The organism is Amycolatopsis sp. PS_44_ISF1, from assembly GCF_032335455.1.
Lineage (GTDB): Bacteria > Actinomycetota > Actinomycetes > Mycobacteriales > Pseudonocardiaceae > Amycolatopsis.
The window spans coordinates 60,317-80,944 of sequence record NZ_JANUXO010000001.1; the positions used below are offsets into that span (position 1 = coordinate 60,317).

Annotated in this window: 20 protein-coding genes; 7 read left to right on the forward strand and 13 right to left on the reverse strand. The window is 73.8% G+C overall.

The genetic code is table 11. The features are described from left to right. Positions 1 to 117 precede the first annotated feature (117 nt). Both NYF13_RS00250 and NYF13_RS00255 read left to right on the forward strand, forming a co-directional pair. Positions 118 to 579 (forward strand): low molecular weight protein-tyrosine-phosphatase, encoded by a 462-nt coding sequence (locus NYF13_RS00250; RefSeq protein ID WP_315653433.1) that lies wholly within the window; start codon positions 118 to 120, stop codon positions 577 to 579. Between the two features lie 78 nt (positions 580 to 657). Next, on the forward strand, positions 658 to 1,488 hold the full coding sequence (locus NYF13_RS00255) for an SURF1 family cytochrome oxidase biogenesis protein (protein WP_315653434.1): 831 nt from the start codon (positions 658 to 660) through the stop codon (positions 1,486 to 1,488). 63 nt (positions 1,489 to 1,551) lie between these two features. Here the strand turns inward: NYF13_RS00255 and NYF13_RS00260 are convergent, their stop codons facing one another. Together NYF13_RS00260 and NYF13_RS00265 are read right to left on the reverse strand one after the other, a co-directional pair. After that, entirely contained in the window at positions 1,552 to 2,637 is a 1,086-nt protein-coding gene (locus tag NYF13_RS00260) for a cobalamin biosynthesis protein (protein ID WP_315653435.1), read from the reverse strand. A gap of 43 nt (positions 2,638 to 2,680) precedes the next feature. Further along, complete coding sequence (locus NYF13_RS00265) at positions 2,681 to 3,376, reverse strand: FCD domain-containing protein (RefSeq protein WP_315653436.1); 696 nt, start codon at positions 3,374 to 3,376, stop codon at positions 2,681 to 2,683. A 103-nt stretch (positions 3,377 to 3,479) separates the two neighbouring features. On the opposite strand from NYF13_RS00265, the gene NYF13_RS00270 reads away from it, so the two are divergent. From NYF13_RS00270 to NYF13_RS00285, 4 genes are all read left to right on the forward strand, one after another. Next, positions 3,480 to 3,974: a gluconokinase gene (locus tag NYF13_RS00270; protein ID WP_315653437.1), complete on the forward strand. Its 495-nt coding sequence runs from the start codon at positions 3,480 to 3,482 to the stop codon at positions 3,972 to 3,974. After that, complete coding sequence (locus NYF13_RS00275) at positions 3,971 to 5,338, forward strand: gluconate:H+ symporter (protein WP_315653438.1); 1,368 nt, start codon at positions 3,971 to 3,973, stop codon at positions 5,336 to 5,338. The genes NYF13_RS00270 and NYF13_RS00275 overlap by 4 nt, the downstream gene beginning before the upstream one ends. A 70-nt stretch (positions 5,339 to 5,408) precedes the next feature. After that, positions 5,409 to 5,735, forward strand: coding sequence for a metalloregulator ArsR/SmtB family transcription factor (locus tag NYF13_RS00280; RefSeq protein WP_315653439.1), 327 nt, complete (start codon positions 5,409 to 5,411; stop codon positions 5,733 to 5,735). Then, positions 5,732 to 6,244: an SRPBCC domain-containing protein gene (locus NYF13_RS00285; RefSeq protein ID WP_315653440.1), complete on the forward strand. Its 513-nt coding sequence runs from the start codon at positions 5,732 to 5,734 to the stop codon at positions 6,242 to 6,244. Before NYF13_RS00280 ends, NYF13_RS00285 begins: the two co-directional genes overlap by 4 nt. Before the next feature lie 125 nt (positions 6,245 to 6,369). On the opposite strand, the gene nudC is transcribed toward NYF13_RS00285, so the two are convergent. From nudC to NYF13_RS00315, 6 genes are read right to left on the reverse strand one after another with little or no spacing between them, the layout of a single operon-like run. After that, positions 6,370 to 7,389, reverse strand: coding sequence for an NAD(+) diphosphatase (gene nudC, locus NYF13_RS00290; protein ID WP_315653441.1), 1,020 nt, complete (start codon positions 7,387 to 7,389; stop codon positions 6,370 to 6,372). 5 nt (positions 7,390 to 7,394) lie between these two features. Next, positions 7,395 to 8,783, reverse strand: a complete 1,389-nt coding sequence (locus NYF13_RS00295) for a pitrilysin family protein (RefSeq protein WP_315653442.1) — start codon at positions 8,781 to 8,783, stop codon at positions 7,395 to 7,397. Further along, positions 8,780 to 10,090 carry a pitrilysin family protein gene (locus NYF13_RS00300; protein ID WP_315653443.1) on the reverse strand — a complete coding sequence of 437 codons (1,311 nt, stop codon included), beginning with the start codon at positions 10,088 to 10,090 and terminating at the stop codon, positions 8,780 to 8,782. The genes NYF13_RS00295 and NYF13_RS00300 overlap by 4 nt, the downstream gene beginning before the upstream one ends. Before the next feature lie 9 nt (positions 10,091 to 10,099). After that, a complete protein-coding gene (locus tag NYF13_RS00305; protein WP_315653444.1) occupies positions 10,100 to 11,758 on the reverse strand; it encodes a DUF2207 family protein in 1,659 nt (552 codons plus the stop codon). Further along, on the reverse strand, positions 11,755 to 13,029 hold the full coding sequence (locus NYF13_RS00310) for a DUF2207 domain-containing protein (RefSeq protein WP_315653445.1): 1,275 nt from the start codon (positions 13,027 to 13,029) through the stop codon (positions 11,755 to 11,757). Before NYF13_RS00310 ends, NYF13_RS00305 begins: the two co-directional genes overlap by 4 nt. Positions 13,030 to 13,050: 21 nt before the next feature. Beyond that, positions 13,051 to 13,950, reverse strand: a complete 900-nt coding sequence (locus NYF13_RS00315) for an RDD family protein (RefSeq protein ID WP_315653446.1) — start codon at positions 13,948 to 13,950, stop codon at positions 13,051 to 13,053. Positions 13,951 to 14,155: 205 nt separating this feature from the next. Here NYF13_RS00315 and NYF13_RS00320 point away from each other — a divergent pair, with 205 nt between their 5' ends. Then, a complete protein-coding gene (locus NYF13_RS00320; RefSeq protein ID WP_315653447.1) occupies positions 14,156 to 15,160 on the forward strand; it encodes a stage II sporulation protein M in 1,005 nt (334 codons plus the stop codon). A 44-nt stretch (positions 15,161 to 15,204) separates the two neighbouring features. Here NYF13_RS00320 and NYF13_RS00325 read toward each other — a convergent pair whose 3' ends face one another. From NYF13_RS00325 to NYF13_RS00345, 5 genes are read right to left on the reverse strand one after another with little or no spacing between them, the layout of a single operon-like run. Further along, positions 15,205 to 16,497 carry a DUF58 domain-containing protein gene (locus tag NYF13_RS00325; protein WP_315653448.1) on the reverse strand — a complete coding sequence of 431 codons (1,293 nt, stop codon included), beginning with the start codon at positions 16,495 to 16,497 and terminating at the stop codon, positions 15,205 to 15,207. Between the two features lie 4 nt (positions 16,498 to 16,501). Next, complete coding sequence (locus tag NYF13_RS00330; protein WP_315653449.1) at positions 16,502 to 17,476, reverse strand: MoxR family ATPase; 975 nt, start codon at positions 17,474 to 17,476, stop codon at positions 16,502 to 16,504. Continuing rightward, on the reverse strand, positions 17,473 to 18,615 hold the full coding sequence (locus NYF13_RS00335) for a DUF4350 domain-containing protein (RefSeq protein ID WP_315653450.1): 1,143 nt from the start codon (positions 18,613 to 18,615) through the stop codon (positions 17,473 to 17,475). Before NYF13_RS00335 ends, NYF13_RS00330 begins: the two co-directional genes overlap by 4 nt. After that, positions 18,612 to 19,247, reverse strand: coding sequence for a DUF4129 domain-containing protein (locus NYF13_RS00340; protein ID WP_315653451.1), 636 nt, complete (start codon positions 19,245 to 19,247; stop codon positions 18,612 to 18,614). The genes NYF13_RS00335 and NYF13_RS00340 overlap by 4 nt, the downstream gene beginning before the upstream one ends. After that, entirely contained in the window at positions 19,241 to 20,521 is a 1,281-nt protein-coding gene (locus NYF13_RS00345) for a hypothetical protein (RefSeq protein WP_315653452.1), read from the reverse strand. The genes NYF13_RS00340 and NYF13_RS00345 overlap by 7 nt, the downstream gene beginning before the upstream one ends. Positions 20,522 to 20,628 lie beyond the last annotated feature (107 nt).

The window sequence follows — 20,628 nt, forward strand, 5'->3', positions numbered from 1 at the left end:
GGGATCCTCCCACGGTGGCACCGGCGCGCGATCGACGTCACCCCTCGCCGAGCCTTGCGGTGAGGGGCCGGAGTCGCCGATGCGCCGACCGGAGAGCCGTTCTGGGAGACTCGGTCCGTGACCCATGTCGTGTTCGTCTGCTCGGGCAACATCTGCCGGTCCCCCATGGCGGAGCTGGTGTTCCGGGCGAAGCTGGCCGAAGCGGGGCTCGACGGGGCCGTACGCGTGTCGAGCGCCGGTACCGGGCCCTGGCACGTCGGGGAGGCGGCGGACCGGCGGGCCCGGGCGACGTTGAAGAAGCACGGCTATCCCACCGAGCACGTCGCCTCCGAGGTCAGTGACGAAGACCTCGAAGCCGACCTGCTGCTGGCCGCCGACGAGGGGCACCTGGAGTTCCTGCAGGCACGCGCCGCGGAGCCCGGGCGGGTCCGGTTGCTGCGGGACTTCGACCCCGCCGCGCCGCCCTGCTCCGAGGTTCCGGACCCGTACTACGGTGCCGACGGCGGGTTCGAAGAGGTGCTCGGCATGATCGAACGCGCCGTACCCGCCCTGCTCGACTGGGTGCGCGCGCACGGTTAGCCCCCTTCGTCCCCCGCGGAACCCACTGGTGGAGAGGTCGCCGCGCGCCCGGTGGCGGTGACCGCCTACCGTGGAGGGGTGCGGTTGCGCTTTCTGTTCCGGCCCGGCTGGCTGGCCTTGACGGTGGTGGTGTTCACCTTCGCCGTCTGCTGCTTCACGCTCCTGGCCCCCTGGCAGTTCCGGCGCGACGCGGAGCAGTCGGCGCAGAACAACGCGCTGACCACGTCGTTCACCGCACAGCCGGCCGCCGTCTCGGAGCTGCTGGCGCCCGGTGCGGCGCCGGACCAGCACAACGAGTGGCACCTGGTGAAGCTGACCGGCACGTACATCCCCTCCGCCGAGGTCGTGGCCCGGCTGCGGACCGTGCAGGGCGAAGCGGCGTTCGAGGTGCTGACCCCGCTGCGCGCCTCCGACGGCACCGTCTACCTCGTCGACCGCGGCTACGTGCGGCTCAACGACAAGTCCGGTGTGCTCCCGTACGCCGCCGCTCCCGGCGGGCAGGTGACGGTGGTCGCGCGCATCCGCGGCGATGAGGCCGACCCGAAGCACCGAGACGCTTTCGCGGACGCGTCCACCGACGGCAAGCTGCAGAGCTACACCGTGGACTCGCAGGTGGTCGCCCGCGCGTCGGGCCTGCCGATCCGCCCCGGGTACTTCCAGCTGGACCAGAACCAGCCCGGTGTGCTGGGCGCCCTGCCGCTGCCGCAGCTCGACTCGGGCCCGTTCTTCTCCTACGCGCTGCAGTGGATCGCCTTCGGCTCCATGGCCGTGCTGGGCTGGCTGTACTTCACCGTCCGCGAGCTGAAGCCCGGCGGCGCGCTGACCACGGAGAAGGCCGACCGGACCCGTCGCAAGTCCGTCGCCGAGATGCTGGCCGAGGACGACGAGGAGTTCACGGCCGTCCGGTAGCCCGGCGATCTCCACCGACGCGGTCCACCCGCGGTTTCGCCGATTCCCCTGCCGCCCGAGCGCTCAGCTCCTGCGGTGCCGCAGACCCGCCGCCAGGGCCAGTACCACCGAGGTCGCGCCGGCGAGCCAGCCGACCACCCGGGAGAGTTCGACCGCCCTGGTCACGTGGCCCGCGTCCGGGTTGCGGCCGACGCCGAGGACCGGGAGCTCGACGACGCCGTGCGGGTAGACGGTGCGGCCGCCGACGCGGATTTCCAGCGCACCGGCGAAAGCGGCTTCGACGCGGCCGGCGTTCGGGCTCGGGTGGGCGATCGTGTCGCGGCGCCAGGCCCGCCAGGCCCCACCGGCCGAGCCGCCGACCACGGGGGCCGCCAGCACGGTCAGCCCCGCCGCGGCGCGGGTCGGGAGCAGGTGGATCAGCTCGTCGATCCGCTCGACCGCCCAGTGGGGCCGGCCGGTGCGGCCCCGGGCCACCGATCGCAGCACGCTGATCGTGCGGGAGGCGAGCAGGCCCGGCACCCCCGCGAGCGCGCCCCACAGCAATGGCGCGACAACCACTTCGGACGTGTTCTCCGCCAGGGTCTCGACGGCGGCGCGGGAAAGCGCGATCGGGCCGAGCCCGTCCGCGACCCGGGCGTCCCACGCGGACAGCGTGGCGCGGGCCGGTTCGAGATCGCCTTGTTCGAGGTCCCGCGCCAGCTCGGTGCCCTGGGTGACGAGACCGGCCGCGCCGACCACCGCCCAGGTCGCGACGGCCGTCGTCGCGGCCTGCGCCACCGGCCGCCCCCGCGTGGCCCGCTCCACCACCACACCGACGGCCACCGCCGCGGCCGCGACCCCCAGGCCGAGCACCACCGGGCGCACCGCCGCGGGGGCGGTAGAGGTGAGGGGAATCGCCGGGGTGGACCGGATCGCGGCGGCGGCGGGGGATGCGGCGTTGGCGGGCGAAGCTGCGAAATTCCCGTCATGGACTGGTCCACCGACCTCGGGCACGGCCGCCGAAGCAGTGGTCCCGCCACCACCCCCGGGCCCGATCGAAGCCGTGGCCAGGCGTCGGAAGGCCGTCACCGGTGGCCGCTCCCGGGGGTCGCCCAGCACCCCGTCGGCCGCCAGGCCCAGCATCAAACCGATGGCGCGCGCCGCGCTCACAGAAGGCCCCCGGATTTCGTGACGAGGTCAGTGCGGGCCGAGGTTACCCGGCCACGGCGGCGGCGATTTCGTCGCGTGCCTGCTCGACGATGGCGCGCATGGCGCGCTCCGCGCGGTCCGGCTCGGCGGCGTCGACCGCGCGGGCGACCTCCACGTGCAGGGCCACCGCTTCCGGCTGGGGCTCCGGCGGCATCAGCCCGTGCTCCGTGCGGCCCGCCAGCACCTCGGCGACCACCGAGGAGAGCTGCGCGAACATCGGGTTCCCCGAGGCGGCCAGCAGCAAGTCGTGGAACTCCACGTCGTGGCCGAGGAACTCCGGCAGGTCGCGCGCCCGCGCCGTGCGCTCCAAACGGGACGCCAGCGCGCGCAGCCGGCCCCGCTCCTCCGGGGTCGCGCGCACGGCGGCGAACCGCGCGGCGCACGGTTCCACCCCCGAGCGGAGTTCGGTCAGCGTGCGCAACGCCACGGCGCGGCCGGGGCCGTCCAGTTGCCAGCGGATCAGGCGCGGGTCGTAGTGGTTCCACTCGGACGGTTCGCGCACGATCACGCCCACGCGACGACGGCTAGTGGTCAGCCGCATCGTTTCCAGCACGCGCACCACTTCGCGCGCGACAGTCCGCGAGGCACCGAAGCGCTCCTGCAGCTCGTCGGAACGCAACACGGAGCCAGGCGCCAGCTCGCCGCCCGCGATCGCCGCGCCCAGCTCGTCCAGTACTTCCTCGTGCCGGTCACTCCCCACGTCGGCCAATCTAACCTGCTGATTCGATTAAGTACTACTTCTTGTTGATTAAGTAGTACTTTTGAGTTTGACTACTCCGGACACAAGGACGTGGGAGGTGCGGATGACCGTCGTCGTGGTGATGGGGGTTTCGGGGTCCGGCAAGACGACGGTCGGTTCGGCGCTGGCCGAGCGGCTGGGCGTCGAGTACGCCGAGGCCGACACCTTCCACTCCCAGGCCAACATCGGCAAGATGACCGCGGGCCACGCGCTGACCGACGCCGACCGCGCACCCTGGCTCGAGTCCATCGCCCGGTGGATCCGGAGGCACCAGGAGACCGGCGGGGTGGTCACCTCCTCCGCGCTCAAGCGCCGGTACCGCGACGTCCTGCGCACCGGCGGCGACGTGTGGTTCCTGCACCTGGACGGCGACCGGTCCGTCCTGGCCGAGCGGATGAAGACCCGCACCGGCCACTTCATGCCCGTCTCGCTGCTCGACTCCCAGCTCGCCGACCTCGAACCGCTGCAGCCGGACGAGCCGGGCCGCGTCTTCGACATCACCGAGCGGCCCGAAGCCATCGTCGCCGCCACGCTGGCCGGCTTCCGGGAGCACGCGTGAGCACCCTCGCCGCCGGCTGGACCGGCCACGACACCCGCCTGATCGGCGCGACGGTGCTCGCCATCGCCGTGATCGTGGTGCTGATCAGCAGGGTGAAACTGCATCCGCTGCTCGCGCTCACCCTCGGCTCCGGCGTGCTCGGCCTGGTCGCCGGGATGCCGGTCGACCAGGTGCTCAAGAGCTTCGAGAACGGCGTCGGCACCACCATCGCGTCGGTCGGCGTGCTGATCGCGTTCGGCGCCATGCTCGGCAAGCTGCTGGCCGATTCCGGGGGCGCCGACCGGATCGTGGACACCGTGCTCGGCCGGGTGCGCGGACGCGGGCTGCCGTGGGCGATGGCGCTGGTGGCCGTGTTGATCGGGCTGCCGATGTTCTTCGAGATCGGCCTGGTGATGCTGATCCCGGTGGTGCTGCTGGTGGCCAAGCGCAGCGGAAAACCCGTGCTGCTGCTGGGAGTTCCGGCACTGGCCGGGCTTTCCGTGCTGCACGGGCTGATCCCGCCGCACCCCGGCCCGCTCGCGGCCGCGGGCGCGCTGAACGCCAACGTCGGCCTCACCCTGGCCCTCGGCCTGCTCGTCGGCCTGCCCACGGTGGTCGTCGCGGGCCCGCTGTTCGGCCGCCTGGCCGCGAAGCTGGTGCCCGGCGCCGCCCCGCCCGAGCGGCTCGTACCCGATTCGGAGCTCACCGGGGCCGAGCACCGGCCGAGCTTCGCCGCGACCCTGTCCACCGTGCTCCTGCCCGTGGTGCTCATGCTGGCCAAGGCCCTGGCCGACATCCTGGCGGACCAGGGGAACGGCGTCCGCCGCGTGCTCGACTTCGTCGGTGACCCGCTGGTGGCGCTGCTGCTCGCGGTGCTCGCCGGAATGGTCCTGCTGGGCCGCCCCGCGCGGCTGAACCGCGCCCGGCTGACCGCGATCGTCGGCGAATCGCTGGGCCCGATCGCCGGCATCATGCTCATCGTCGCCGCGGGCGGCGGGTTCAAGCAGACGCTGGTGGACGCCGGGGTCGGCGGCGTCATCACCAGCCTCGCCACCGGGGCGCACTTCTCCCCGCTGCTGCTGGGCTGGCTGGTCGCCGTCGCGATCCGGCTGGCCACGGGCTCGGCCACCGTCGCGACCGTGTCCGCCGCCGGCATCGTCGCCCCGCTGGCGGCCACTCTCGACCCGGCCCACAACGCCCTGCTGGTGCTGGCCGTCGGCGCCGGCTCACTGTTCTTCTCCCACGTGAACGACGCCGGGTTCTGGCTGGTCAAGGAGTACTTCGGACTGTCGGTCGGGCAGACCCTGAAGACCTGGTCGGCGATGGAGACGATCATCTCGGTGGTGGCGATCGCGCTGATCCTGCCGCTCGGCGCCCTGCTCTGAAAACCCGCGCGCCGGCGCCGCCGGACCGACCCGGTTGACACGTGACCTTTTGGTCACCTATTCTCCTCCCATGCCGGAGGACGACCTGGTGTTCAAGGCGCTGGCGGACCCCACCCGGCGGTTCCTGCTCGACCAGCTGTTCGCGCGGGACGGGCGGACGCTGGGCGAGTTGGAGTCCGAAGTGGACATGACCCGCTTCGGGGTGATGAAGCACCTGAAGCTGCTGGAGGAGGCCGGGCTGGTGACCAGCCGCAAGGAGGGCCGCGAGAAGCGGCACTTCCTGAACGCGGTGCCGATCCGCCAGATCCACGACCGGTGGATCGGCAAGTACACCGCTCGCCACGCCGCGGCGCTGCTCGACCTCAAAGCCGAACTGGAGAAGGAGCCACCGAAGTGACCGAGACGAAGACCGTGCAGGTCAACCGCGTCTACATCAAGGCGAGCCCGCAGGCGATCTGGGACGCCATCACCAAGCCCGAGTGGACGGCCAAGTACGGCTACGGCGGTCTGGCCGACTACGACCTCACCCCCGGCGGCAAGCACCGCGTGCGCCCGACGCCGGAGTTCGTCGCGGCCGGGTTCACCGGGGATCTGCTCGACGGCGAGGTCGTCGAGGCCGATCCGCCGCGCAGACTGGTCATCACCTGGCGGATGCTGATGGACCCGAGCCTGATCGCCGAGCCGTACACCACGCTCACCTACGACATCGAGGAAACGAAGTCGACCGGCACCCGGCTCACCGTGACCCACGACCTCACCGGCGCGCCGAACCACGCCGCGATGGTCGCCGGGGTGCACGAGGACCTCGACGCCGGCCCCGGGCAGAACGCGGGCGGCGGCTGGCCCTGGGTGCTTTCGGACCTCAAGTCCCTGCTGGAGACCGGCGAAACCGTCGCGGTCCGCTGACCTCCCGGCTCGTGTGCCGGTTCCGATCCGCCGCCGGACGCGGCGGATCGGGGCCGGACACGAGACCGTCCCGGTCGTGCAGGCCGGGGGCGGTCCGGCCGGAGCCTCGGGTCAGCGCCGTCCGGTCACTCGTCCACGTCGGCCCAGGCCTTGAGCATCACGCGGGCGATGGAGGAGTTGCCCGGCAGGATGATCGCCGCCGCGCCGCCCGCGATCGGGGTCGGGACGGCGCCCTCGGTGCGGACTTCGCTGTTGCGGAAGGCCTCGCGGACCTCTTCGCGGGTGACCCACAGGGCCTCTTCGATCTCGCCGTCCGCCGGGACCAGCGGCTTCGCCGGGTCGGCGCGGGCGGTGAAGCCCAGCATGATCGAGCGCGGGAACGGCCAGGGCTGGCTGCCCAGGTACCGCACGTCCGAGACCTCGGCGCCGACCTCCTCGCGGATTTCGCGCTCGACACAGCCTTCCAGCGATTCCCCGGCCTCGACGAAGCCGGCCAGCACCGAGAACCGGTTCGCGGGCCAGATCGGCTGGCGCGCGAGCAGCACCCGCGAGCCGTTGATCCCTTCGTGGTCGTGCACCAGGCAGATCACCGCCGGGTCGGTGCGCGGGTACTCCTCGTGGCCCTCGGCCTCGCACCGGCTGGCCCAGCCGAACTGGATCAGCTCGGTCGGCGAGCCGTCACGGGTGCAGAACTTGGCCCGGCGGCGCCAGTTGCGCAGGGCCTGCGCGGTGGTGAACAGCCCGGCCGAGGTGTCGTCCAGCCGGTCGCCGTAGCCGCGCAGGTCGACCCAGATCTCGCCGGCCACGCGCGGGACCTCTTCGACGAAGCCCCAGCTCCCGGGCATCCGCACGGTGTCCGCGTCGCCCTCGGCGCGGCCGGGCAGCGACCAGTAGCCGGTGTCCTCCCACTCGCCGAGGAACACCGCGTCGGCCGGCGGCTCGCTGCCGAAGTCGATCGCCTTGCGGGTGGCCAGCGAGGTGGCGCCCTCGGCGACCGGGGTGCGCCCGGTGTCGTCGAGCAGCACCACCCGCGACTGCGGCCACTTCGAAATCAGCCGCTCCGGGTTGCTGCGCAGCATCTCCTGACGGTCCACAGTGGACCGCGACAGCGTCGGGAGTGAATCCAGGGTGTACGGGACGGCCATCGGTGCTACTCGCCCGCGATCTCTTCGCCGACCGTGACGTCGCCCAGCGCGGTCAGCTTCGGGCCCAGCAGCTCCGCGTCGCCCACGACCACGCCGGTGAACCGCTTGGGCGCGAAGAAGTCCAGCGCCGCCTGCGCGACCTGCTCCTCGGTCACCGCCGCGACCCGGGCCGGGTGCTCCTGCAGCCATTCCACGCTCAGGCCGGTGGCGGCGAGCGCCATCACCTGGCCGGCCAGGCCGGTCTGCGAGGAGGTCGAGGTGAGCAGCGAGCCGATCGCGTACTGGCGCACCGACTCGACCTCTTCGGCCGTCGGCGGCACCAGGCCGAGGCGGCCCAGCTCGTAGCGGGTCTCCAGCAGCGCCGCGGCCGTGACCTCGTTCGCCGTGTCGGCGTCGACGTTCACCGTCGCGTTCTGGTCGGTGAACTCGAAGCCCGAGTGCGCGCCGTAGGTGTAGCCCTTGTCCTCGCGGATGTTCTCCACCAGGCGCGAGGAGAAGTACCCGCCGTAGGCCAGGTTCGCCAGTTGCAGCGCCGGGTAACGCGGGTCGGTGCGGGGCACCGACTGCGCGGACAGCCGGATCTGCGACTGGACCGCGCCGGGCCGCGGGACCAGCAGGACGTGGCCGCCGGTCAGCTCGGGCAGCGGCGGCAGCCGCAGCGCGGAGCGGTCCGACGCCCAGCCGCCCAGCGCGCGCTCGAGGTCGGCCGGCACGGTCTGCGGATCGAGGTCGCCCACGATCACCAGCACGGAACCGCGCGGCAGCACCGAAGCCGCGTGCAGCGCCCGCACCTGATCAGGAGTCACGACTGCGACATCAGCGGCCTGCGGCACCTCGCGCGTGGCCGGGTGGTCGCCGTAGCGCTGCTTCTGCAACGCCTCCCGCGCGATCGTGCGCGGCTGCGTGCGCGAGACCGCGATGCGCTCGATCAGCCGCTCACGCTCGCGGCCCACTTCGGCGTCGGTGTGCGCCGCGCCGGTGAGCACGTCGCCGAGCACGTCGAGCAGGGTCGGCAGTCCGTCCGAAAGCGCGGAACCGGTGACGTAGAGCCGTTCCGGGTCGACGCCGGCGCCCAGGTCGCCGCCGATCAGCGCCAGCTCGGCGTCGATCTCGACCCGGTCGCGGCGCGCGGTACCGGTCAGCAGGGTCTCCGCCAGCACCTCCGCGGTGGCCGGGTGCAGCTTGTCCTCGCCGGCGAACGGGATCCAGACGCGGAGCTCGACCAGCGGCACGGTCGCCTTGCGCACGGCCAGCACCCGCAGGCCGTTGCTCAGCGTGGTGTCCACGTGGGACAGGTCCGCGGCCACGGACTGCGCGCCCAGCGGGGGCAGCGGGCGCGGACCGGCCGCCGTGCGGCCGATCTCCTCCGCGGTGCGATGAGTAGCCGAAGTCACTGCTCGGTCCCTTCCGTGGTGTCCGGGTTCTCGGCGCCGGCCGGTTTGACGACCAGCACGGCGCGCGAATCGGGCCGCAGCGCCTTCGCCGCGGCCGACACCGCCTCGCCGGTGACCGCCGACATGCGGCCGGCCAGCCGGTGCACCAGCGTCGCGTCGCCGTACAGCAGCTCGAACGCGCCGAAGGCGAGCGTGCGCGACACCAGCCGGTCGTGCTCCGAGTGCAGGCTCGCGGCCCAGCGGGCGGTGACCTTCTTCAGTTCCTGCTCGTCCGGCGGCGTCGAGGCGAGCTTCTCCAGCTCCTCGTCGAGCGCGGCGAGCACCCGTTCGCGTGAGACGTCCGGCGGGTGGATCGCGGTGATGGTGAACGTGTCCGGGTCGCGGGCCTCGAACGGGCCGAACAGCCCGGCGCCCGCGCCGATGTCGACCACCAGCGGCTCGCGGTGCACCAGGCGCTGCTGCAGGCGCGAACCGTCGCCGTCGGTCAGCAGGCTGGCCAGCACCAGGTAGGCGAGGTAGCCGTCGAGGTCGTTGATCGGGTCGGGCATGCGGTAGCCCACGGCGAGCGCGGGCAGCGGCGCGTGCGCGTCCTGGTGCTCCCCGTGCAGCTCGCGGGTCGGCGCGGGCTCGGCGAACGAGCGGCGCGGCGGCGCGGGCCGGTGCGGGACGTCGCCGAAGTGCTTCCCGATCAGCGCCTTGGCCTCCTCCACCTCGAAATCACCCGCGACGGTGAGCACCGCGTTCGCCGGGGAGTAGAAGGTGTCGAAGAACGCCGCGCAGTCCTCCAGGGTGGCGCCCTCCAGGTCCTCGAACGCGCCGTAACCGTCGTGGGCGTTCGCGAAGGTGTCGTACAGCACCGGCGGCAGCAGGATCCACGGGAAACCGCCGTACGGCCGGTTCCGCACGTTGAGGCGGATCTCCTCCTTGACGACCTCGATCTGGTTCGCCAGGTTCTCCGCGGTCAGCTTCGGCGCGCGCATGCGGTCGGCCTCGAGGAACAGCGCGCGCTCGAGCGCGGCCGAGGGCAGCACCTCGTAGTAGTCGGTGTAGTCCGGGTGGGTGGACCCGTTGAAGGTCCCGCCGCTGGACTGCACGTGGCGGAAGTGGGCCAGCTTCTCCAGGCTCTCGCTGCCCTGGAACATCAGGTGCTCGAACAGGTGCGCGAACCCCGTCAGCCCCTCCGGTTCGGAGCGGAAGCCCACGTCGTAGTGCACGCTGACCCCGACGACCGGCGCGGTCGGGTCCGGAGCGAGCACCACGCGCAGACCGTTGTCGGTGGTGAATCGGACGAGTTCGGGATCGGCCATGCCCCCACCCTACGCAGGCGCGGGGTCCCTCGGCGCGTCCGGTCGCCCGCCTCGCACGCGGTGCTGCGCCGTCGCGAACGCGGCGACCAGTGCGGTGGCGAAACCGCTGGTCGCGGCGATCGCGGCGGCGTCTTCGGCGGCCGTCCCGTACCAATACGCCTGTGGCGAACGGCCCGCTCGCGCGAACGCCGCCACCCACCGGTCGGCTTCACCGAGCGCGAGCGCGTACGGCAACGCCCGGGAGAAGAGCACTTCGCGGTCCGCGGCGGTGAGGCGGTCGGGCTCCGGCGAAGCCAGCCGGGCGCGCAGGCCGGTCAGGCGGCGACGCAGGAGCAGGCCCGAAGCCGTCCGCGCCGGAAGCAGCCGGGCGCCGAGGGCGAGGGCCACCCCGCAGGCGATCACCACGAGGCCGAGCTGGGTGTAGCCGACGGTGAAGGTGAGCAGCACGGTCAGGAACGCGCCGTACAGACACAACCGCGAGCCGGCCCGAGCCAGCCGAGGGCCGCGACGGGACAGCCAGCGGCGACGGACGACGTCGGCCAGCAGCCGGTCCTCGACCAGCGGTGTTCGCCCGAACAGCGGTGTCTCCTCGAACAGCGGTGTCTTCGCGCGCAGAGCCGAAACCGGGGCCGAATCGCCGGGTACCACGGCCTCGTACACCGCCCGTTCGAATCGGCCCAGCTGCTCGTCCGGCGGGTTCCGGCGGACGAGCACCCAGTCGCGCGGACCGTCCTCGCTCACCCAGAGGTAGTTGCGCACGCACAGGTCCAGCACGGTCGCCGCGAGGTCGACGGGGCCGGCCCGGCCGGTCAGCAGCGGGCCGACGTGACCCGGCAGCACCCCGTCGGGCGAGGAGAACCGCCCGTCCGCCAGCAGGTCCACCGGCAGTTCCATCGGCAGTTCCATTGGCACTGGCTCGACCGGCGCGGCGTCGCGGCGTCGCAGGAACGCCACCAGTGCGAGGGCCACGAGCAGCAGGACCACCAGCGCGCCCCAGGCCCACCCCACCGGGGCCGACGCCGAGAGCGCGCCCGCCACGGTCCGAGCCGGCACCAGCCGCTCGGTGACCGGCACGGTGCCGCCGGGCAGTTCGGCCGTCAGCTCCACCCGCTGCCCCGCGGCGAGCTTCGAAACCGAGACCCGGGTGAGCCCGGAGTGGTCGATCTGCGCGGCCCCGCACGGGGAGCTCGAGCCGGGCGGGCCGGCCAGGCAGGTCACCGCGTCCGGCAGGCTCGGCGCGGCGAACGTGGCCCGCACCAGCTCCAGCCGGGTGTCCCAGCCGCCCGCCAGGTCCCAGGTCACCCGCTCGACCCCACGGCCCGCGCCGACCGCGCCGTCCACTGTGTACTGGACGACCGAGGTGCCGCCGCGCAGGTCGAGCGTGACCGCGTCGGCCGAGGTCTCGGTGCTGGCCGCGCCCTGGATGTTGAGGTCGCGGATGGTGAGCAGCCGGTCCTGGTCGTCCTCGGCCGGCGCGCGCAACGGGATGCGGCGGCTCATCGAAGTGCCTTCGGGCACGGAGACGGCCTCGGTGACGGAGAGGCTGCCATCGCGCTGGACCTTCAGCGTGATCTCCGCGCTCTGCGGCAACGCGGGGAGGTCCTGCGCCGAGGCGGGCGCGGCGATCAGCAGCAGCACGGGGACGGTCAGGAGAAGGGCGCGCCTCATGCGAAAACCCCGTCCAGGGCCCGGCGGCGCTCGGACAGGGCGAGCACCCCGTCGAGGGCGGCGGCCAGCGCTTCGTCCCCGGGCCGGGGCGGGGCGGTGAGGGTCCGGCCGCGAGCGGTGCGACGAGGCAGGCCGGGTGCGGCGGCGATCAGCGCGAGACCGGCGACGATCACCCAGACGCCCAACAGCGCGTCGCCGACGGTGAAGGTGAGCACGGCCGTCGTGAGCACACCTGACGCCAGCAAAGCGAAGCCGAGCCTTCGCACGCGGACGGGCCAGCGGGATAGCCAGCCTTCGCGGACGGCGTCGGCCCGTAGGCGCGTACGCAGCGCTTCGGGATCGAGGGGACGGGCTTCCGATAGGCGGGGCCCGTCGAAGGCCATGAGCACGGTGCGCTCGAAGTCCCGCAGTTCGTCGCCTTCGCCGCGGGTGACCAGCCAGTCGGCGCCGTCGGTCTCGGTGAAGTGCAGGTGCCCGCGGGCGGCCAGGTCCAGCGCGGTTCCGGCCAGGTCGAGCCGGTCTTCGACGATGGCGGCGTACGCGGGTGGGACCACGGTGACTCTCGTGGCCCTGGTGGTCGCGCGGTCACGGCGCCGCAGCCCGGCGACCGCCAGCGCGCCGAGCAGCAGGGCCAAGGCGAGCACGATGAGCCCCACGGCAGGGACCGGGCCGAACGCGAAAGCCGCCGCGATCGTCGAGACCGGGACGAACCGGGCGTTGGCCGGCAACGATCCCGGCGGCAGTTGCACGGCGAGGTCGATGCGGTCGCCCCGGGCGAGGCCGTCCTGCTCGACGCGCACCACGCCGTGCTCGCCGATCTCCGAGAAGGTGCACTGCCGCGCGGAGCCGGGGGCCCCGGCGAAACAGTCCGCAGTGGACATTCCGGGCACGGGTGGGGTGAAAGTGGCGGTCACCCGGTTCAGGCCGGTGTCCCAGCCGCCGGTGACCGACCAGCGCAGCCGGCCGGTGTCGTCGACCGCACCGTCCACTGTGTAGCTCAGCGTGGCCGGGCCGCCGGTGAAGGTCGCGGTCACGCCGTCGCGGCCGGTTTCGGCGTGGCCGCCGGTGAGGTGCACGTTCCCGATCGCGTAGACGCGGTCCTGCTTCGCGGTCGCGGGCGCCCGCAACGGGATCCGGTGGACGGCGGGACCACCGGTGGTGACCCGCTCGGTGACGGTGAGCGAGCCGTCTCGCCCGCCCGTCACGGTGACATCGTCGGTCACCCCGCCGGACGGCGCGAGCACCAGCGCCACGGCCAGTTCGGTCAGCACGCCGTCAGCGTAGGGCCGCGGTCAGGCCGGTGGGGTGAACGGGTTCTCCGGCTCGTCACGCGGCGCCGGGGCGGACGGGACAGCGGAAGACTGGGGCGGAGCAGGCTGGGGTGCATAACCGGGGTGGGGCGCGTAACCGGGCTGCGGCGGCGGTCCGTAAGCGGAAGCGAGCCGGGCCTGGTCGCGGTTGCGGCGTTCGGCCAGCACCGCCTGCAGGAACGCCCACGGCGGCACCCCGTACGGGCCGGCCGTCCCGATGGCCGCCGCCACCTGGTGGGCGAGCCCCTGTCCGAGCGACGCGGCCGCGTCCGGGCTCAGCTCGTAGTAGCGCCCGAGGAACTGCCGGGACGCCAGCGCCAGTTCGTCGGGCAGGCGGCTGAGGTCGAGCTGCGCGGCCCACCCCGCCAGTCCCGGCGGCATCACCACGTTCGCCTGCGCGCTTTCCGGCACCCGCTCGCGGATCACCAGCGTGCCGGCCAGGAAGTCGCCGACCCGGCGGCCGTCGGACGAGGTCAGGGAGACGATCACGGCCACCGCGCCCAGGAAGCCCAGGGCCCAGAAGTCCACGAAGAACCCGGCCAGCGCGCGGGTCAGCGCGTGGCGGAAGCGGATCGGGCCGCCGTCGAGGCGGACCACGCGCAGGCCCAGCGCCAGCTTGCCGAGCGAGCGGCCGCGGCTGAGCGTTTCGAACAGCACCGGGTAGCCGATCACCACCAGCACGAAGACCACCAGGATCAGGGTCAGGGCCAGCGAGCGGTCGGCACCGGAGAGGGTGGACACCAGCACGATCACCGCGACCAGCAGCAGCCCGGCCTGGACGAGGACGTCGAGCAGCATCGCGACCGCGCGGCTGGCCAACTTGGCCACCCGCAGGTCCAGCACCACGGCTTCGCCGGTGACGAGATCGGACTCTTCCTGCACCGGGCCAGCCTAGTGAACCGGGCGGCACCCGACACCGAGATACCGACACCGAGACAACCCACGTCGTGATCGGCGGGGCGGTCGGGTCGTGACCTCCGGTGAACCCGGCCGCCACCCGCGGCGCTGATCGGCGAGCACGCGGCGGAGTTCGTCCTCGGCGGCTGAGCAACCTCTAAGCTGGGGGCCACGGCAGAGGGGGTGACCGGTGGACGTCGACGTCTTCGTCGCGGCGCACAGCGCGGAGTGGGCGCGGCTCGGCCGGCTCGTGCGGCAGCGGCGGCTCAGCGGCGAGGAGGCCGACGAGCTGGTGACGCTGTACCAGCGCGCGGCGACGCACCTTTCGGTCATCCGCTCGACGGCGCCCGACCCGGCGCTGCTCGCGCGGCTGTCCACGCTGGTGACGCGGGCGCGCTCGGCGGTCACGGGCTCGCACAGCCCGGCCTGGCGGGAAGTGGCGCTGTTCTTCACCCGCCGGTTCCCGGCCGCGGTGTACCTGAGCCGGCGCTGGTGGATCCCGGCCGCGCTGGCCTCGGTGGCGGTGATGGCCGTGCTCGGCGTGTGGATCGCGGGCGATCCGCAGGTCCGGGCGTCGCTGATCTCCCCCGACGAGCTGAAGGCGATGACCGCGCCCGGCGGCCAGTACGAGACCTACTACTCGACCGGCCCCGCGGCCTCGTTCGCGGCGAAGGTCTGGACGAACAACGCCTGGGTGGCCGCGACCTGCCTGTTCCTCGGCGTCGCGCTCGGCCTGCCGGTGATCAGCGCGCTGTGGCTCAACTCGCTGAACGCCGGCATCGCGATCGGCCTGATGTCCTCGGCCGGTCGCGGCGACGTGCTGCTCGGCCTGCTCCTGCCGCACGGGCTGCTGGAGCTGACCGCGGTGTTCATCGCCGCGGGCACCGGGCTGAAGCTCGGCTGGACGGTGATCGACCCGGGCCGCCGTTCCCGCAGCGCCGCTTTGGGCGAGCAGGGCCGTTCGGTGGTGGTGATCGCGCTCGGGCTGGCCTGCGTGCTGCTGGTCTCGGGCGTGATCGAGGCCTTCGTGACCCCTTCGGGCTGGCCGACCGGGCTGCGCATCGGCATCGGCGTGGGGGTGGAACTGCTGTTCCTGGCCTACGTGTTCACCCTCGGCCGTCGTGCCGCCCGCGAGGGCGAGGCCGGCGACCTGGAGGCCCAGTACACCGGCGACGCGCTGCCGGAGGCCGGCTGAGGCGCGCCGGGTTCGGGCCGCTCCCACCGGCCCGGCTTCCCCCTTCACAACCGCCCCGCCGCCTTCAACGCCAGGTACCGATCCGCCAGCGCCGGCGGCAGCTCCTCCGGCACCGCATCCACCACACCCACCCCGCGCCGGCCCAGCTGCGCCACCGCCGACGCGCGCTCAGCCATCGTGCGCTCCGCCGCGGCCGCCGCGTACACCGCTTCGGCGTCACCACGCCCGCGCGCCATCTCCTCGACGCGCGGGTCCGCCACCGAGGCGACGATCACTTCGTGCCGCGAAGTCAGCGAGCCCAGAACGGGGAACAAGCCCTCCTCCAACGGTGCCGGGTCGAGACCGGTCAGCAGCACCACCAGCGCCCGTCGCCGGGTGCGGCGCAGGATCTCCGAGACCAGGCCACGCGCGTCCGTCTCGATCAGCGACGGCTCCAGCGGCGCCATCGCGTTCACCAGCGAAGGCAGCAGCGTGGTCGCCGAAGAGCCCGGCACGGCGGCCCGCAGGCGGCGGTCGTAGGCCAGCAGGTCCACCCGGTCGCCCGCGCGGGAGGCCAGCGCGGCCAGCAGGAGTGCGGCGTCCATCGCCGCGTCGAGCCGCGGGGCGTCGCCGACGCGGCCGGCCGAGACCCGGCCCGTGTCGAGGACCAGCACCAGGTGCCGGTCGCGCTCCGGTCGCCAGGTCCGCACCATCACGTCGGAGGCCCGGGCCGAGGCGCGCCAGTCGATCGAGCGCACGTCGTCACCGATCACGTACTCGCGCAGGGAGTCGAACTCCGTGCCCTGGCCCCGGATCAGCACCGCGTTGCGCCCGTCGAGCTGCTGCAGCCGCGCGAGCCGCGACGGCAGGTGCTTGCGGCTGTGGAACGGCGGCAGCACCCGCACCGACCACGGCACCGCGTGCGAGCCCTGCCGCGCCGCCAGCCCCAGCGGGCCCAGCGCGCGCACGGTCACGCGGACCGCCGGCCGGTCGCCGCGGCGCGTCGGCAGCAGCCGGGTGGTGAACGCCCGCCGCTCCCCCGCCGGAACGGCGATCCGGTGCCGGTCCGCGGCCCCGGCGCTCGGCGGCCACGCGTCGCGCAGCAGCCCGCGCACCGTGCGCCGTCCGGGGTTGGTGACGGTCAGCGTCACCTCGGCCGGCTCGCCGAGGCGCACGGAAGTGGTGCCGGCGCGGGAAAATCGCAGCGCGCGCACGCTGCCCGCGAGCGCCAGGTCCACCGCCACGAGCACCAGCAGCACCGCCAGCACGGCCACCACGCCCGTCCCCGACGGCACGAGCAGCCCGACCACCAGCGCACCCAGCAGGGCCAGCAGTCCGAGCCGCCCGGTCAGCGCCATCGGCTCAGCGCGGCACCGGCACGGCGGCCAGCACCCGGTCGAGGACGCCGTCCGCGGTCACGCCTTCGAGCTCGGCCTCCGGCCGCACGCCCAGCCGGTGCCGCAGCGCCGGGCGGGCGAGCGCCTTGACGTCGTCCGGCGTCGCGTAGTCGCGCCCGGCGAGCCAGGCCCACGCCCGGGTCACGGCGAGCAAAGCCGTGGCGCCGCGCGGGGAAACGCCCAGTTGCACGGCCGGCAGCTCCCGCGTCGCGCGGCACAGGTCCACCACGTAGCCGATCACCTCGGGCCCGACGGTCACCCGCGCCACCGCCTGGCGCGCCGCCGCGAGGTGCTCCGCCCCGGCCACCGGCCGCAGGCCCGCAGCCGCGAGGTCCCGCGGGTCGAAGCCCTGCGCGTGCCGCCACAGGATGCCGATCTCGTCCTCACGGGTGGGCGCGGGCATGGTCAGCTTGAGCAGGAACCGGTCGAGCTGCGCCTCCGGCAGCGGGTAGGTGCCCTCGTACTCCACCGGGTTCTGCGTCGCCACCACCACGAACGGGTCGGGCAGCGGACGCGAGCGGCCGTCGATCGAGACCTGTCGCTCCTCCATCGCCTCCAGCAGCGAGGACTGCGTCTTCGGCGGCGTCCGGTTGATCTCGTCGGCCAGCAGCAGGTTGGTGAACACCGGGCCCTCGCGGAAGGAGAACTCGCCGCTGTGCGCGTCGTAGACGATGGAGCCCGTGACGTCGCCCGGCATCAGGTCCGGGGTGAACTGCACGCGGGTGGTCTTCAGGTCCAGCGAGGCGGCCAAAGCCCGCACCAGCAACGTCTTCGCGACACCGGGCACGCCTTCGAGCAGCACGTGGCCGCGGCAGAGCAGCGCCAGGATGAGCCCGGTGACGGCCGCGTCGTGGCCCACCACGGCCTTGCCGACCTCGGCGCGCAGGGCGATCAGCGCCGCCCGCGCGTCGACCGGCGCCTGCGTCTGTTCGGTGCTCAAGACCGCTCCACCTCTCGTTCCACCCTGTCCAGTTCGCCCGCCAGCCGCACCAGCCCGGCCTCGTCGGCCGGCGGCGGGCCGTGCAGCACCGCGCCGACCTCGGCCGGAGCCCGCCCGGCCCGGGCGCTCACCGTCTCCACCAGCGACGCCGGCTCCGCCTCGCGCGGCAGGCCCAGTCTCGACCGCAGCCGCCCGCGGGCCGCTTCCCGCAACGTCTCCGCGGCGTGCCCGCTCGCCCCGCCCCGGCGATACAGCCGCGCGCGGCCCTCGGCCGTCTCGGCCGCGCGCACGACGATCGGCAACGGCTCGCGCACCACGGGACCGAGCCGCCGGGCCCGCCACAGGGCCAGCAGCACCACGGCGAACCCGGCCATCAGCGCACCGTAGCGCCAGCCCGCCGGGATCAGGTCGAAGAACGGCTTCTTGGCGGTTTCCAGCGCGGGGTCCACGGGCGAAGGCAGGTACCAGACGAGCCGGCCGTGATCGCCCAGCAGCCGCAGGCCCAGCGCCGCGTCGCCCTCGTCGGCGAGGCGGTCGTTGGTCAGCGGCGCGGCGGTGCCGAGCACCGTGACGGTGCCGGTGCGGTCGGCGAACTGCACGAACGTCGGGTCGGCGCCGTCGCGGTAGCAGGACCGCGCGGACGGGTCCGTGGTGCGGTACCGCATCCCGCCGAGCGTGGCCGGACCCGCGGCGACGGCGGAGCCGACCGTGCAGTCCGGGTTCAGCGTGCGCACTTCGCCGGAACCGGCCGCGCTGAGGCTGGGCAGCACCTGACGCAGCGCGTCCGGACCGGGCGCGATCAGCACGAGGTGCGCGACCCGGCGGCGCAGCTCGGTCAGCCCGGTGCCGGGAACCAGGTCCGGCGCGGTGACCAGCAGGGTCCCGCCGTCGGCCTGGTCCGTGGCCTCGCTGATGGTGTGCGCCGGGTGGATGTCCACGCCCTGGCGGCCCAGCAGCCGGGCCAGCGCGTGGCTGCCGTCCGGTTCGTAGGAGCCGGGCTCGAGCTCGCCACTGGTCTGCTCGCCGCGGCTGAGCACCAGGGCCAGCCCGGTGAGCACGATCAGCAGCAGCAGCGCGAGCGGGATCCGGGCACCGCGCCAGATACCGCGCAGGTCGGGCGAGACCGAAGTGTCGCTCACGCGCCCACCAGGGCCGGTCGCTCGCGGCGGACGCGGTTCTCCAGCTCGGTCAGCGCGCGGTAGGCGTCTTCGGTACCGGGACGGCCGCCGTAGTGCACGTCGTCGAACCGCCGGGCGCCCGAGGTGAGGTCGGCGGCCAGGTCCGGCAGCAGCACCCCGGCTTCGGCGGCGGCCTCGTCGGCGGTCCGGCCGGAGCGGTGGTCGAGCAGCGCGCGCTCCTCCAACCCCCGCACGAGCGCACGGAAGCGCTCACGGACGGCGTCGGCGAACTGCCCCCGAGCCGCGGCTTCTTCGGCGGCGCGGCGGTACTCGCCGGCGGACCGGCGACGGCCCTCGAAGACCTGCCCGGCCTGCTGCCGGGCGCGGCCGACCGGGCCGATCCGCAACCGCACCACCACGGCCAGCACGATCAGCAGCGCGAGCACCAGCAGCAGCCCCAGCGGACCGCCGGGCACGCCGGACAGCGAGTCGAGCAGCTTGCCGAAGAGCTCGCCCAGCCACCGGCCGACCCGCTCCAGCAGCCCCGGCTGGGCGGCCCGGTACCGGGGGTCGGACAGCTCCTGGGCCGCCTGCGCGCGGGCGGTGTCCCGGTCGAGGTCGACCGGGACGTCGATGAGCCGGAACGTCACCACGCCTGCTGCGGCGGCATCGGCGGGTTGAGCCCCGCCGCGCGCGCCAGCTCGATGTCCATGCCCTCGCGCCGCATCCGCTGGTCGAGGTAGAGCACCACGCTGACCAGCGCCTTGAACGGCGTGACGATGGTCGCCGCGATCACCCCGCCGACCGCCTGCAGCACCAGGCTGCCGGCGCTCTGGTGGGGCACCGTGGCCTGCGGGTCGAACATCCCGGAGAACGCGCCCGAGCCGAGGTCGAACGGCACGCCGATGATCGCGGTGATCAGCCAGCCGATCAGCGCCGCCAGCAGCAGGATGCCGAACACCCGCCAGAACGCGCCGGACACCAGTCGCTGCGAGCGCTTGAAGGCTTCGCGGACCGTGCCCCGCTCCAGCACCAGCGCCGGTCCGGCCAGCGCCCAGAAGACGTACGGGACCACCGCGGGCAGCAGGCAGAAGACCGCGGCGACCGCGGTGGCCAGCGTGTAGAGCAGGGTCAGGCCCAGCAGCGGCAGCAGCCGCGGCGCCACCTCGCGCATCGCCGCGCGGAAGCCGACGGGACGGCCGAGCACGGCCTTGCCCATCACCACGGTGAGGAAGCCGGTGAGGAAGGTTTCGCCCAGGATCGAGATGATCAGCGTCGGGATCAGCGTGAGCAGGGTGCTGCCCAGCAGGTTGTACACCGCGTCGAGCTGCTCCTGCTGGGTCGCGCCGGGCCCGAGGGAGGTGACGCGGGTGAAGTCCGGCAGCAGCGTCAGCGAAATGATCAGGTTCAGCCCCGCCACGATCACCGCGACGACCGCCGAGACGCCCAGCACGAGCACCGGGTAGCGGCGGATCGCGGTGATCGCGCCGTCGAGGATGTCGCCGATGTTGAGCGGGCGCAACGCGATCACGCCGGGCTTGCCGAGCCCCTGCGGGTGCCAGGCCCCACCGGGACGGCCGTACCCGCCCCCGGGTTGCTGCGGCATCGGCGGCGGCCCGGGCGAGCGCCACTGCGGTCCCGGCGGCTGGCCCGGCGAGTGCCACTGCTGACCGGGCGGTCCGGGCTGACCCGGCTGTCCGGGTGCGCTGCCGGTTCCGCCGGGAGACGGCGGGTTCTGCCGCGGCAGCCCGGAAACCGGGGTCCTGGCGTCGTCACCGGACCCGGCCGGAGAGGACTCGGGCCGGGACTGCGAAGACGGCGGGGAAGCGGAACCGGCGCCGGGACCTTCGGGCTTCGGGAAGCCCTGGCTCGGGGTCGGCGTCTCGTCATCCGCACCGGGCCCCGGCGAGCCGGGTGTGTCTGTCATCGGAACCCCTCGTCCTCACGACCCGTCACTATCTGGCGCTCACTCTTCCAGAGGCCCTTGAACCCGGCCAGACCTGGGGTGACGACCGGGACGGGTGACCAGTCTCG